The following is a 12,408-nucleotide window of genomic DNA, read 5'->3' as shown; positions in this document are numbered from 1 at the left end:
AAGGAATACATATGGAAGATCGCATAACTGGTCAGGGCTGCAAACCGACGGAAGTCATGTTTGATGGTGCATGCCCTCTTTGCCGAAGCGAGATTGCGCTCTACAGGCGGTTGCAGGCGAAGGCAGAAATTCATTGGATAGATGTCTCCTCCGATGATTTTCAACCGCCGGCCGGCATGACGAAAGAACAACTGCTGCGGCGCTTTCATTTGATCAGTCCTGATGGAGAGATCCTCAGTGGCGCCGAAGCGTTTGTCTTTGTCTGGGATCGCCTGCCTGGCTGGCGCCGGCTCAGTCCTTTATGTCGCTTGCCTGGAATGATGTTCCTGCTGGAGCGGCTTTATCGCTGCTTCCTGATCGTACGGCCTGCGCTGCAAAAAGTTGTCAGGTTTTTTGCGGCAAAGCGCGTACGCCCTTCATCTGCGGCAGATTAAATGCCACAAAGTGGAAATTCACCGGCAAGTTCAATTGAACAACCATTTCTGCGCCAGTCGCGTATAGCGCGGCATGATCACATAGGTCATCAAACCGACAATGATTGCCGCAGCGATCAGCTTGCTGATCAACTGCTCATGCAAGACCGGCACGGTGTCGAATACCGGTGCGAGCAGCCACGGCAAGACCAGCGTCAGCGGATAAATCACCGACAAGGTCAGCAGAAACTGTTTCCACGGCTTCGCACGCTTTTGCGGCTGACCTGCCGGTGGGGTGAACCAGAACTCCAGCCCAGTGATGGTATCGACCTTTTCTTGCTGCTCCATCAACGGCGCGGCTTCCTTAATCAAATCACGCCTGGCGGGCGATGCCAGCCATTGCTCCGCGTGTTCCAGTGTTTCAAACCGGATGGTGACTGTATAGCGGCTTGTGCCTGCCGGCGGTTTGATCACGGTGACGCCACGATGGCCGGGCGCCTCTGCGGCGATGGGCAGAATGCGTTTAAGCCATTGCTCGTAGTCGGACTGGGAGCCGGTGCGGATATCATGCTGGATGACGATGGTCACCATGTCGGGTTTCTGGTCGTTATTCATGCAGAGGCTTTCTCTGAGTAAGTTCTTGTTATGTTGATGCAATCCGGCCGGCACCAAAAACGCCTACGATGTCGCATGCCTGCGCCGGTGTCAATCCGATTGGAAGACCGCTCTTATACGTTACCGTCGCGGAAATAAAAAAACGCCCGATACATGCGCATCGGGCGTCGAGGTCAAAAGTGAGAATATTGCTTTCTCTTTCTTCCGTTTTTAAGCTCGGACCATGCGATAAGCCTGATCCGGTTGCTCAGGCGTTTATTGTCACAGCAAATTGTCAGTGGACTTGACCGCTTGTCTCACATTTTCAAAATTTAATCACCTCAGGCAGCATTTTTTGCCCCTGAATGGGCGGTCTAATTAGCCCTCGCTCAAGAGAAAATTCCTGGTCGGGGCACCAACTTCTGCAGATCGGCCGCTTTCGTCCTTCAACCCCACGCCGCTCAACTGACGCCGGGTCGCTTCGGATAACAGATACTCCAGCTTGAACGCTGCTTCGTCGTAGCGCATGCCTTCAGTCCTCACGTTCGAAATGCAGTTGCGCTCTGAATCCGCCATACCGACTCGCGGCATCCAACTCAGATACAGCCCCATGCTATCGGGCGAACTGAGGCCGGGACGCTCGCCGATCAGCACGACCACCAGCCTGGCTCGCAGCAGGTAGCCGACTTCGTCGCCGACCGCCACCCGCCCTTGCCGCACGATGGTCAGCGGCGCCTGCTTCCAGCCATGTTTGGCGATGCGGGGTTGCAAGGCACTCAGAAATGGAACCGCATTCCTGGCAATGGCCAGCGACGACAAACCATCGGCGACAACGACGGCCAAATCATAAGAGACATCCTCCCCCTGCGCCTGCATCGCCGAGGCCAATGCATTGCGAGACGCCTCACTCAGCCGGCGGCCCAGATCCGGGCGCTGCAGATAGGTCAGCCGGTCGCCTGCAGCGGTGTCAAGAACAAGGCAAGCCTCCGCACCGCCGATACCAACGTCTAGCAGGTGCCGGCGCAATTGGTCGGCATCAAGTGCAAGATGCACGGCGTCGCGCGCTTGCGCATGCGCCAGTTGAAAGGCCAGTTGCGGCGATGTCGGCAAACTGACTCCTGCACGTCCCAGTGCGATGCGGGCGGCCGTGAACTCGCGCAGCATCTGCCAGGGATTATTGATGACCGGGGATTTGTCGTTTTCCATATCAGAGCAAACGCTGCAAAGCGTCGCGAAAGGTCGGAGGCACATTTTCACCGAGACGAAATTGCTCGTCGCTGCTGAATATCTGCATACGCTGCAGCCAGGCCTCGAACTCCGGTGCCGGCCTGAGCCCGAGCACCCGCCGTACATACAGCGCGTCGTGGAAGGACGTGGTCTGATAGTTCAGCATGATGTCGTCGGATCCCGGGATGCCCATGACGAAGTTGCATCCCGCCGTGGCCAGCAAGGTCAGCAGGTTGTCCATATCGTTTTGGTCTGCTTCGGCATGATTGGTATAGCAGACATCGCACCCCATCGGCAGGCCAAGCAGCTTGGCGCAGAAATGATCCTCCAGCCCGGCGCGAATGATCTGCTTGCCGTCGTAGAGGTATTCCGGACCGATGAATCCGACAACGGTGTTCACCAGCAGCGGCTTGAACTTGCGCGCCACGGCATAGGCTCGCGCCTCGCAGGTCTGTTGATCGATGCCGTGATGGGCCCCGGCGGAGAGTGCACTGCCCTGCCCGGTTTCAAAATACATGACGTTGTCGCCCACGGTGCCGCGGCCCAGCGACAAGGCGGCACTGCGCGACTCCGCCAGCAAGGCCAGGTCAATGCCAAAACCGCGATTGGCCGCCTCAGTACCCGCGATCGACTGGAACACCAGATCGACCGGCGCGCCGCGCTCGATGGCCGCAATGGTATTGGTCACATGCGTCAACACGCAAGACTGGGTGGGGATCTCGTAGCGCGCGATGATCTCATCCATCATCGTGACCAGATTGATCACTTGCGCCACGTTATCGGTGGCGGGATTGATACCGAAGACGGCGTCGCCGCTGCCATACAGGAGTCCATCCAGCAAGCTGGCTGCGATGCCGGTGGCGTCGTCGGTCGGGTGATTGGGTTGCAGCCGGGTCGACAGCCGCCCCGGCAAACCGATGGTGTTGCGAAAAGCGGTGACGACGCGGCATTTTTTTGCGACCAGGATCAGATCCTGATTACGCATGATCTTGCTGACGGCGGCGGCCATTTCCGGTGTGATGCCAGGTGCCACGGCGCATAAAGTCTCGCTGTCGACGTCGTCCCCAAGCAGCCAGTTGCGGAAGTCGCCAACCGTCAAATGCCTGATCGGAGCAAAAGCCGCGGCGTCATGATCGTCGACGATCAGGCGTGTGACCTCATCGGCTTCATAAGGCACCAGCGCCTGCTCAAGAAAAATCCGTAGCGGCAGCTCGGCCAGCGCCATCTGCGCCACGACCCGTTGCTCCGCACTCTCGGCGGCCACACCGGCCAGCATATCGCCGGAACGCAGCGGCGTCGCCTTGGCCATCAGATCCGCAAGATCGCGAAACTGATACGTGATGGGACCTACCGTATGACTGAATTGATGCAGGGACATTGGCTGACCTCTATCGGTGTCAGCGCCCAATATAGCAAAGGACAATCACCTGCGGAACATAAATTGAGACACCGGCAACATTGCCGGACAGAGGCCGTGAAGGCGTGTCCGTATCGGCGCAGCGTGCGGACATTTCATGAACATTTTTGGTGAGAAAGGGGCTCTCTCTGACTCCGGCCGCACCAGCCTGGCGCAGCCGTAGTCAGATGAAAGGATTACGCGCCGACCAGCTTCTTGAACGTCGCCAGCACGGCATCGCCCTTGAACGGCTTGACGATCCAGCCCTTGATGCCGGCAGCCTTGCCGCGCTCTTTCATGATCGGCGAGTTTTCGGTGGTCAGCATGATGATGTTGACAGCGGTATTGCCAAGCTCGCTACGGATCTTCTCCGCCATTGTCAGACCGTCCATATTGGGCATGTTGACATCGGAAACAACCAGCTTGATGGAAGGATCGCCCTTGAGCTTGGTCAGACCGTCGCGGCCATCGACAGCCAAAGCGACATCGAGGCCATTCTTCTTCAGGAAATCGCCGACTTCGGCGCGCACAGTGCTTGAATCATCAACTACCAAAATTTGTGCCATGAGATTTTCTTGTAATGAAAGATAAAATTAGAAGAGTTCCAGCTCGCCGGTATCACTGCCAAGCTCTTCTGCGGAAACGCTAAAGTCGATATCTGCGTACGCCGACACACACAGACTCACGTGAAACCGCGGCGAGCCATCCATATCGATTGCAAAGTGCTGAATGTGCTGGCTATTGAGCTTTTGCAGATAGGCTGCACAGTTCTTGTCGATAACATTCGGCGTCGACATGCCAATGTGTGGAAAGAAATTACCCAGATCGCGATTGAGAATGCCGCAGCACAGATTGCCGCTCTCTGCGATGGCGTCCATGAAAGTCTGCTCGCTCATCTCGGCTTCATCCACGTTATTCAAGCGAGCGAAATGACTGCGCGTGGCATCGTTGGGCGAGAAGTAAAACATCACCATCAGACGAAACAGATAGGACGATACCGTCAACACCACCATCTGTTTTTCCGGAAAATCGGCCGGCTCGGTCAAGGTCAATATCTGCGCCTCAGTGCCTGACGGCACAAGGCTGTTCTTCAGAGACTGCGTCAACAGCAGATCAAAACCGTCTTTGGCGGATTGGCTCAACATGGATTCGTTTCCTTACGCGGCCAGCGCTTCTTTGGTTTTCTTGTTGATCAGATCGAGACCGATGATGGCGCCGATGATCATCTTGCCGCCCGCCTGCAAATCCTGGAACGTCGTGGTCGTGATCAGGTCGTTCTGATACAGATTGGCGCGGTAGCTCTTGGAAAGCTTCTCGGCACGTTGCGCCAGATCGCGGACTTCCGATGCCACCACCGCAAAGCCGCGTCCATGTGCGCCGGCGCGCGCTGCTTCGATGGACGCGTTGAGTGCCACGATGATGACCTGATTGACGATCAGCGCAAACTCGTCGTTTTTGCGGTGCATTTCGCGGTTGTGCGTGATCAGGACATTCATGTCGTCATGCCAGCGCTCGAAAGTGCGCATCAGGCCAAGCAGATTGCCGATGGTTTCTTGCGAGGCGTCGCAGTTTTCCAGCACGCGCGCCATACTCTCGGAGTTCTGCGAGCTGAGCTGGGCGACGATTTTTTCGGTTTCGCGCTGGGTATGAACCAGACGCAGGTCGTTGTCGCGGCGTTGTGCTTCCAGCTCCTGCTGATGCGCCTCGATATTCTCTTGCTGCTCGTGCAGTGTCGCCTCGACATTGCGCTTGAGGATCTCGACCTGCTCCAGATCGACCATGCGCTTCATGCGTGCATTCTGGCGCTTGAGCATCAAGGCCAGCGGCACGCCGGACAGCAGCGCTCCCAGAACAACAAAAATAACCGGATTCAACATCATGAAAAACATCCTTGCAATAGACACGTATAACTGCACTACAGAACCTGCCGCCAATCGCTAAACTTGCTGTTCAGTCAAACATCAGGTCAGCAGAGCGATCACCCTGCCTTCCCTGTTTTGAATTCCTGCCTTGGTCTCCCGATCAGGCGACCTGCGGATCGCTGCCGGCTACCGGCACAGCGCCAGTCGCGACCTGATCCAGTTCTGGTATCGGATAGGCGACATCGATGCCGTCGACTTCCACCGCGACATTTTCCGGTAGCAGCACGTTGATCTGGAACTGGCGGAAATCTGCACCTTCAGCGTGATCCAGGAACTGAATCTCGATGCGGCCGTGTTCGCGGGTAACAAAATCCAGCACCGCATCCATACCCACGCCACGTCCCGACACATCGGTCACTTCGCTGCGAGTCGAAAAACCGGGACGCATGATCAGTTCTGCCAGCTCGGCGTCGGTCAGCGCCTGATCCGCCGTAATCAGATTCTTTTCAATACCGGTCTGGCGAATACGTGCAAGCGCCAGGCCGCGGCCGTCATCCGACAGCGCCATGTGCAGCATGTTGTTCATCACGCCCATTTGCAGGCGGACAGTACCGGCTTCCTGCTTGCCCTTGGCCTGACGCTCTTCCGGCATTTCCAGCCCGTGATCGACGGCATTGCGGATCAGATGCATGAAGACGTTCTTCAGCAATGCCGATGAATGCGTGTGGATGACGTAGCCGTTGTCTTCGATTTCCACAACCGGCGCAGCCTTGCCCAATTCGGCGGCGAGTGCCGGCAGCGAGTCGGTGACGCTGGCGAGGACTTCGCCGATCGTTTCCGTGCCCAGCAAACGCAAGGTCTTGCGCACGGCATTACGTACCGCCACCATTTCGTGCAAGTTGGCCGTATTCACCGTTTCCAGGCGATGCAAGCTTTCCAGAATGTGCTTGCGGTCGATGGTCATGATGTGGCGTTCGACGGCGGCAGCCTGTTCCGGTGCGGCTTGACGGCCCAGTGTGACTTCGTTGATGCGGGCATAGCGGTCGACGGCGACACGCACCTTGGCCAGATCCTGCAACAAGGTTTCCTGATTCCAGACCGCACCGGTTTCCGGATGGCGCAGATCGTCGTAATGTTCTTCAACGCCATGCACCACGTTGCTCAGATGCAGCAGGCCATAAGTGCGGGCATTGCCCTTGATGGTGTGCATGTTGCGGAACAGCTTGGCGATGGCGAATGCCGTCGCTTCGGGATTCTGATGCACCAGTTGTTCGTTCTCGTCAAGAAAGCGGCGCGAGGTCACGATGAAGTCCTGGAACTTCGGTGCAGTTACCGCCAGAATTTCACCGATGATTTCCAGCTCGTTCTTTTGCTCATTGGCTTCCGCTGCCAGCTTGCGCAGTTCGGTCACGTCGCGTACACACAGCATCAGGCGGATCACCTGATCGGCGTCATCGGTGATCGGCGACCAGCTCAGATCCAGAATCTTGACGCGGCCATCGGCCATTTTTTTCTCGACTTCACCGACCATCAGATGCTCGTTGAATTCGAAGTTCATCACGTCTTCACCGATGCAGGCGCCACCGATGGCTTCGATCTGCGACAGGGTGTCCGCACCGAGTGAGGTATCGGTAAAGACCAACTCCATCAGGTCGCGGCCGGCGATGTCCTTCGTCTCGAACACGGTTTCGAGGAAGGCCGAATATTCCGGATGCACCTTGTTGCCGTCGACCACGGTCAAGATGCCTTGCGGGATGTTTTGCAGCATGGCCTGCATGTCGGCAGTCTTTTGTTTGACCTGCGCCGAGGCCTCCTGGATTTTCTCGATCATGCCGTTGAAGGCGACAATGGAATGGCCGACTTCATCCATGCGATCCACCGGCAGGCGGCGCGTGAAGTCCTGATTGACGGCAATCTCGGTCATCATGATTTGCATGCGGCTGATCGGACCGGTGATCTGGCGATACAGCAAGAAGCCGATCAGCGCCAGCGCCACGACGGCAACCGCTGTCACGATGGAAATGGTGGTCGTTGTCGATGCCAGATTCTGGTTCAGCGCTGCAATCGCCGTGTCCTTGCTTCGGTTCTTCTCGATGCGCAAGGTATCCACAACGCCTTCCAGCTCAGCCTGATATTGCACTACGCCACCGAAGAAGGACGCCTGCGCCAGCGCATCCTTGCCGGCCAGCTTGAACTTCGCCGTGCTGTCGATGGCGCCAAAGTAGTTATCGAGACTTTCCTTGGCTTGTTCGATCAGGCCTTTCTGTGCCTGGCTCGCAGCTTGGCCGGCCTGGAACTCCAGCGCTTTTTCCAGCGTGATTTTCTTGGCCGCGAGCTTTTCATTTTCCTGACCGATGAGATTGGTGTCGGTCTCGGTGACCATCACCATCGCGGCCAACTGGACATCCTTCAACTGTCCGACCAGGTCGGATGATGCCAGCACGCTCGGCACAACGCCTTCGGTAACCGACTTCACTTCCACGGCGCTGGCGCGGGATTGGAACACTGCGTAGCCACCGATGGCGGAAATCGCAATGAACGTAAGAATGACAAGCAAGGTAATGCGCAGACGGATAGTCATGTGGAATTCTTCCCTGGTGGCGGTAAGCGCTCGTGTGTGATTTTGTTATTGCGCAGCGATTGCACTCGCTGCACTCATTGCATTTATCTGGCATTGATCAACCACTGTCGACGCCGCAGCATTCTTGCACTCAAGTATTACTTCCGCATGACAACAAAATGCATACAGGAAATTAGACGGGTAAATTTCCCCCATCAGCTTCGATGGAAAAAGCACGCCACAGATTAAATAATTCCGCATGGAAATATTTTGACAACATCTCCTTGAGAGAATCGTCTCAAGTCGCTCTTGAAGTCTCGTCTAGCATGCCCTCAACAAGAAAATCGAAAGCACGTTAACATGTTCCATCCATCCCATGCAGCCCATGGGCCAAAGAACAGCAAGCCGAGAGCACACACCGCCCGGCCAGGAGACACGCCAGCATGCAAGCATCGTCAGTACACCCCATCCAAGCTGCACCCCTGCCCTTCGCCCGTCGCGCCCGCCATCCGGGTTCGCCGGATCCGGTACGCATCGTCAGCCTCGCCGGCAATGCAGCCAGCGCCAGTTTTACCTTGCAGGCAGGAATGAATTTGCGTGACGCCATCAGCATGCCGCTGGCCGCCGCCGGTATCAACGGTGCCACCGTGAGGTTCGAAAACCTGCGCGTGTCGCCGCATCACTTCCTGATGCCGGCGCTCTCGCACGACGGCAAGCATGCGGCCTTTTACAGTGCGCCGCATGAAGTCGACGGCGGTGTCGTCATCGAACTGGCCTGTGCCACTTACGGCCGCCGCGACGGTGCGCCTTTCGTGCATTGCCACGCTATCTGGCGCGATGCCGAAGGCAAACGCCAGGGCGGACACATGCTGATGGATCAGACCATCGTCGCAGAGCCGGGCATGGCACAAGCCTGGGGCTTGCACAACGCCACGATGGAAACACGCTTCGATCCTGAAACCAACTTCACACTGTTTCACCCGGCAGTCGTCGCAATCGAGGCCGCCAAGGATAAAACCGAAGGCCTGCGCACGGTACTGGCACGCATCCGGCCCGATGAAGATCTGAATATGGCGATTGAAAATGTGTGCCACACACACGGTATTCGCCACGCAAAAGTACGCGGCAGCGTCGGCAGTATTATCGGTGCCGAGTTTGAGGATGGTCGTGTGGTGGAAGATCTGGCGACGGAGATTCTGGTGCGAGACGGCGATGTACAGCCGACTGCTGACGGCTTGCGCTGCCATCTGGACATCGCACTGATCGACCCGCGCGGCAACGTCTGTGAAGGTGTGCTGGCACGCGGGCGCAATCCCGTGCTGATCTGTTTTGAGCTGGTGATCGAAGAACAGGCAGACGGCAAGATTTGATTATCTGCAAGCAGACGATGAAGTGCTCATTGTAAAAACACAAAAAAACTGCCGCCAGGATCGACTCCATGAGGAAGTGCGTCCTGACGACAGAGGGGGAACCCATAAAACGGAGTCCCGTTATTGTTATGCGTGCTGCTTTGGCTTACTGCTTAATTCGTCTAACCGGTTCAAGTTCATGAACCTGCTTATTTCTTTGCATCCAGCTTGGCCTTCAGGGCGTTAGCCATTTCCAGATGGTGTTCCAGATTAGGCAAGGTCTTGGCCGCAAAATCCTTCACGTCCGGGTCTTTGGCTTCCGCAGCGTTTTTGTGGAACAGTTTGACGGCGTCCTTGTGCGCTGCCACGCCGATCATGCGGACGTATTGCTTGTCGAAAGTAGCGCCATCCAGTTTTTCCAGAACGGCGATCTTGGCGCGTTGCGCCATGCTTGGTTCGGTGGGCACGTCAACGTTCTTGCTAGTGGCGAGTTTCTTCAGGTTGTCGCCCACGGTAGTGTGTTCATCAACCATCAGTGTGGCGAAATCCTTGACGTCAGGATTAGTGGTCTTTTCCAGCGCAATTTTGCTGGCCTTGACTTCAGCATTGCCGGCTTCGGCTGCGCTGTTGATAAAGCTCTTGTCAGATCGCGGCAGCTCATCGGCGCGCGCATGATGATTGATCGCCAACGCCAATCCGGCAACGCTGATGGCGGTCAGGCCCAATATCTTGAACATGGTGCCGGAACGGCGAGCTGACTGCATGCGTAATTGCGGACGAAATAGCGGTTGCGACATGGTGATGCTCCTTATGGATGAAAGTCAGTCTGCGCCGCAACAAACATTCAACCTGACGCAAACAACATGGTGCCAATGTAGTGCCAACCAGCCGGAGATGAAATCGGACAGTGCCGCTGCTGCTTGTAAGAATTGATGAATGGCGGAAGATGGCGCGCTCGCCGCAAAAACGCCCATGCATGGCAACGATGTGCGTTCTTCCGTAGATTCCTACAGCGATTTACGGCAGTCGCCGATAGTGACCGGCGATATCCGAGTCTATGCTCAATGATCTGAGTACTCAAAGAAGCTCAAAGAAGATAAGGCACTCATGTCAACCACCGTTGCCGAAATGCTCGTCGAAACCCTGCATCGTATCGGTGTGCGCGATGAAGAAGGCAACGCACTCGTTGCTCCCGGCCATATCAAGCTTACCGGCAAGCTGGAGATCTGCTTTACGGTTAAGCTGAGGTAGCCAACCATCCCAAACTTTCCGCGAGGAACGCATGAAACTCAAAGGCTCCTGCCATTGCGGCGCCGTGACCTTTTCGCTTAACAGCGACACCCCCTATCCGTATCAACGATGCTATTGCTCGATCTGCCGCAAGACTCAGGGTGGCGGCGGTTATGCCGTCAACCTCGGCGGCGATTTTCACAGTCTCAAGGTGAAAGGTGCGGATGACGTCAGCGTCTATCACGCCCGTCTCAAACGCAAAGGTGAAAAGCGTATCCACACCAGCACAGGCCAGCGACATTTTTGCCGCCGTTGCGGCAGCGCGCTGTGGCTGTACGATCCCACCTGGCCGGATCTGGTTCATCCGTTCGCGTCGGCCATCGATACACGCTTGCCGACGCCGCCGGAATATACGCATCTGCTGCTTGACGACAAAGCGCCGTGGGTCGAGGTCAAGGCCGGCCGCAAGGATAAGCAGTTCGCTCAGTTCCCGAAAGAGTCGCTGTTGGAGTGGCATCAGCGCCACCGCTTTACCGATAAAGAGTGAATGAGCTGTGGACGCCGTTTTTACACTGGCGTCCCGTCACCGCTACAATTTTTCTGCAGCATCTGCTGAAAGCACCCCGCGTCTGCAGCTTGATGAGAACAAGGACGTCGGGATGCTTGGTGCGAATGCGGATTTCCACGCCTTTGGTTATTGCTCTGAGCCGTCAACGTCCTACAAGGCAATCAGCTCCTGTCCGATGCCTTCGTAGACGCGGGCGCGTTAGGCTGCGTATCTCTTTCCCGTTCGACACCATTCACACTAGCCAGGAGCACACGATGGACACCCACCCTAACGAACCACTGGCACGCGAACAATATGCCGAAGAACTGGTACGCCGCTATCGAGAACTGCGCCGCTGGGCAGTCGAGAACTGGCCGAATACCCGACAGCCACTGGAACAATCCGATTTCATCGCCAGCGACCGCGAACTGCTGTTATTGCTGGGTGCCCGCCTGCACACCGACGAACGCAAAACCGGCTCACCTTTCACTGAAACACCTCCCCCGGCAAACGCTCAGTACCAGGATGTCACGCCGATGCCATGGCCCTGAGCGCTCAGATAATTATTCAAAGGCGACCCGTGTAAGAACGATCTCCTTGCAAATCGACATAGCGCGGAGGCGTCAACGGGTCAAAGTCATCCCAGTCGCCATGCTCAATGTGACCTTCGCTGCGCTCGATATCTGCCGCCTTGAGTGAGTGCAATAAGGCGATCGCCTCATTTTCTTGCGGTGCGCCATCGACCGCGACCGCTACGCGCATGCCTGCTTTGCGGACTTCCGCTTCCTGCGCATGGCGGCTGCCACCATCCGTGTCATCGGTAGCGTTAAGAGAGCCGACCAGCGAACCAAGATGCGCGCCAACCAAGCCGCCTAACGCCGGGCCGGCGACGCCGGTGACCGGCGCTGTCGCAGAACCCACAGTCGCTCCCACGATGGCGCCGGTTGCTGCACCTGCAGCGACGCCGGTGTCGGTATCTTGGGCCCCGGGAGACTTGTCACGGTCGCCACCGACGGGATACAGATCGTGCTGGCCGGCCGGATTGAGATAAAAGGTGGTGATGGCGTCACGTGAATAACCGGCTTGCACCAGTTCATCCACGGCGTATTCAGTTTCATCCTGCAGTTGAAATCTGCCGACAATGATAGAGGACATGATAGGACTCCTTCCTGTTAAGTGTCGTCGAGACTCCATTGAGCCTTGTTAAGGAGCCTATCCTTGCCGTGTAGC

General features: G+C 56.7%; 14 protein-coding genes. 5 read left to right on the top strand and 9 right to left on the bottom strand.

The genetic code is table 11. From position 1 onward, the window contains the following. The first annotated feature begins 11 nt into the window (after nt 1–11). The gene (locus hmeg3_RS11415; protein ID WP_094563824.1) at nt 12–434 is read left to right on the top strand and encodes a thiol-disulfide oxidoreductase DCC family protein; all 423 of its coding nucleotides are present in this window, start codon (nt 12–14) and stop codon (nt 432–434) included. A 30-nt stretch (nt 435–464) separates the two neighbouring features. Here the strand turns inward: hmeg3_RS11415 and hmeg3_RS11410 are convergent, their stop codons facing one another. The 7 genes from hmeg3_RS11410 to hmeg3_RS11380 all read right to left on the bottom strand — a co-directional run bounded on the left by hmeg3_RS11410 (nt 465) and on the right by hmeg3_RS11380 (nt 8,073). After that, on the bottom strand, nt 465–1,028 hold the full coding sequence (locus tag hmeg3_RS11410; RefSeq protein WP_094563823.1) for an antibiotic biosynthesis monooxygenase: 564 nt from the start codon (nt 1,026–1,028) through the stop codon (nt 465–467). Nucleotides 1,029–1,385: 357 nt separating this feature from the next. Further along, nucleotides 1,386–2,213 carry an ethanolamine ammonia-lyase subunit EutC gene (eutC, locus tag hmeg3_RS11405; protein ID WP_094563822.1) on the bottom strand — a complete coding sequence of 276 codons (828 nt, stop codon included), beginning with the start codon at nt 2,211–2,213 and terminating at the stop codon, nt 1,386–1,388. Nucleotide 2,214: 1 nt separating this feature from the next. Then, complete coding sequence (locus hmeg3_RS11400) at nt 2,215–3,612, bottom strand: ethanolamine ammonia-lyase subunit EutB (RefSeq protein ID WP_094563821.1); 1,398 nt, start codon at nt 3,610–3,612, stop codon at nt 2,215–2,217. A gap of 215 nt (nt 3,613–3,827) precedes the next feature. Next, entirely contained in the window at nt 3,828–4,196 is a 369-nt protein-coding gene (locus tag hmeg3_RS11395) for a response regulator (RefSeq protein WP_094563820.1), read from the bottom strand. 27 nt (nt 4,197–4,223) lie between these two features. Continuing rightward, nucleotides 4,224–4,775 carry a hypothetical protein gene (locus hmeg3_RS11390; protein WP_094563819.1) on the bottom strand — a complete coding sequence of 184 codons (552 nt, stop codon included), beginning with the start codon at nt 4,773–4,775 and terminating at the stop codon, nt 4,224–4,226. Nucleotides 4,776–4,787: 12 nt separating this feature from the next. Continuing rightward, a complete protein-coding gene (locus hmeg3_RS11385; RefSeq protein ID WP_094566276.1) occupies nt 4,788–5,507 on the bottom strand; it encodes a methyl-accepting chemotaxis protein in 720 nt (239 codons plus the stop codon). A 145-nt stretch (nt 5,508–5,652) separates the two neighbouring features. Further along, nucleotides 5,653–8,073: an Hpt domain-containing protein gene (locus hmeg3_RS11380; RefSeq protein WP_094563818.1), complete on the bottom strand. Its 2,421-nt coding sequence runs from the start codon at nt 8,071–8,073 to the stop codon at nt 5,653–5,655. A 422-nt stretch (nt 8,074–8,495) separates the two neighbouring features. On the opposite strand from hmeg3_RS11380, the gene hmeg3_RS11375 reads away from it, so the two are divergent. Further along, nucleotides 8,496–9,422, top strand: coding sequence for a PCC domain-containing protein (locus tag hmeg3_RS11375; protein WP_094563817.1), 927 nt, complete (start codon nt 8,496–8,498; stop codon nt 9,420–9,422). Nucleotides 9,423–9,610: 188 nt separating this feature from the next. Here the strand turns inward: hmeg3_RS11375 and hmeg3_RS11370 are convergent, their stop codons facing one another. After that, on the bottom strand, nt 9,611–10,198 hold the full coding sequence (locus hmeg3_RS11370) for a DUF4142 domain-containing protein (protein WP_094563816.1): 588 nt from the start codon (nt 10,196–10,198) through the stop codon (nt 9,611–9,613). A 310-nt stretch (nt 10,199–10,508) separates the two neighbouring features. Here hmeg3_RS11370 and hmeg3_RS24700 point away from each other — a divergent pair, with 310 nt between their 5' ends. The 3 genes from hmeg3_RS24700 (at nt 10,509) to hmeg3_RS11360 (ending at nt 11,729) form a co-directional block, all read left to right on the top strand. Next, nucleotides 10,509–10,652, top strand: a complete 144-nt coding sequence (locus hmeg3_RS24700; RefSeq protein ID WP_157739252.1) for a hypothetical protein — start codon at nt 10,509–10,511, stop codon at nt 10,650–10,652. A 31-nt stretch (nt 10,653–10,683) separates the two neighbouring features. Next, nucleotides 10,684–11,178, top strand: a complete 495-nt coding sequence (locus hmeg3_RS11365) for a GFA family protein (RefSeq protein ID WP_094563815.1) — start codon at nt 10,684–10,686, stop codon at nt 11,176–11,178. Nucleotides 11,179–11,453: 275 nt separating this feature from the next. Next, on the top strand, nt 11,454–11,729 hold the full coding sequence (locus hmeg3_RS11360; protein WP_094563814.1) for a hypothetical protein: 276 nt from the start codon (nt 11,454–11,456) through the stop codon (nt 11,727–11,729). A 16-nt stretch (nt 11,730–11,745) separates the two neighbouring features. Here hmeg3_RS11360 and hmeg3_RS11355 read toward each other — a convergent pair whose 3' ends face one another. Continuing rightward, on the bottom strand, nt 11,746–12,333 hold the full coding sequence (locus hmeg3_RS11355) for a hypothetical protein (protein WP_094563813.1): 588 nt from the start codon (nt 12,331–12,333) through the stop codon (nt 11,746–11,748). Nucleotides 12,334–12,408 lie beyond the last annotated feature (75 nt).

The sequence above is a fragment of the Herbaspirillum sp. meg3 genome (genome assembly GCF_002257565.1).
In the GTDB taxonomy this organism is placed as follows: Bacteria; Pseudomonadota; Gammaproteobacteria; order Burkholderiales; family Burkholderiaceae_D; genus Herbaspirillum.
This window is presented reverse-complemented; position numbering and strand designations above follow the sequence as displayed.

Coding starts and splice junctions, on each gene's coding strand:
- hmeg3_RS11415 (WP_094563824.1), top strand. CDS start 12: ATGGAAGATCGCATAACTGGTCAGGGCTGCAAACCGACGGAAGTCATG.
- hmeg3_RS11410 (WP_094563823.1), bottom strand. CDS start 1,028: ATGAATAACGACCAGAAACCCGACATGGTGACCATCGTCATCCAGCAT.
- eutC (WP_094563822.1), bottom strand. CDS start 2,213: ATGGAAAACGACAAATCCCCGGTCATCAATAATCCCTGGCAGATGCTG.
- hmeg3_RS11400 (WP_094563821.1), bottom strand. CDS start 3,612: ATGTCCCTGCATCAATTCAGTCATACGGTAGGTCCCATCACGTATCAG.
- hmeg3_RS11395 (WP_094563820.1), bottom strand. CDS start 4,196: ATGGCACAAATTTTGGTAGTTGATGATTCAAGCACTGTGCGCGCCGAA.
- hmeg3_RS11390 (WP_094563819.1), bottom strand. CDS start 4,775: ATGTTGAGCCAATCCGCCAAAGACGGTTTTGATCTGCTGTTGACGCAG.
- hmeg3_RS11385 (WP_094566276.1), bottom strand. CDS start 5,507: ATGTTGAATCCGGTTATTTTTGTTGTTCTGGGAGCGCTGCTGTCCGGC.
- hmeg3_RS11380 (WP_094563818.1), bottom strand. CDS start 8,073: ATGACTATCCGTCTGCGCATTACCTTGCTTGTCATTCTTACGTTCATT.
- hmeg3_RS11375 (WP_094563817.1), top strand. CDS start 8,496: ATGCAAGCATCGTCAGTACACCCCATCCAAGCTGCACCCCTGCCCTTC.
- hmeg3_RS11370 (WP_094563816.1), bottom strand. CDS start 10,198: ATGTCGCAACCGCTATTTCGTCCGCAATTACGCATGCAGTCAGCTCGC.
- hmeg3_RS24700 (WP_157739252.1), top strand. CDS start 10,509: ATGTCAACCACCGTTGCCGAAATGCTCGTCGAAACCCTGCATCGTATC.
- hmeg3_RS11365 (WP_094563815.1), top strand. CDS start 10,684: ATGAAACTCAAAGGCTCCTGCCATTGCGGCGCCGTGACCTTTTCGCTT.
- hmeg3_RS11360 (WP_094563814.1), top strand. CDS start 11,454: ATGGACACCCACCCTAACGAACCACTGGCACGCGAACAATATGCCGAA.
- hmeg3_RS11355 (WP_094563813.1), bottom strand. CDS start 12,333: ATGTCCTCTATCATTGTCGGCAGATTTCAACTGCAGGATGAAACTGAA.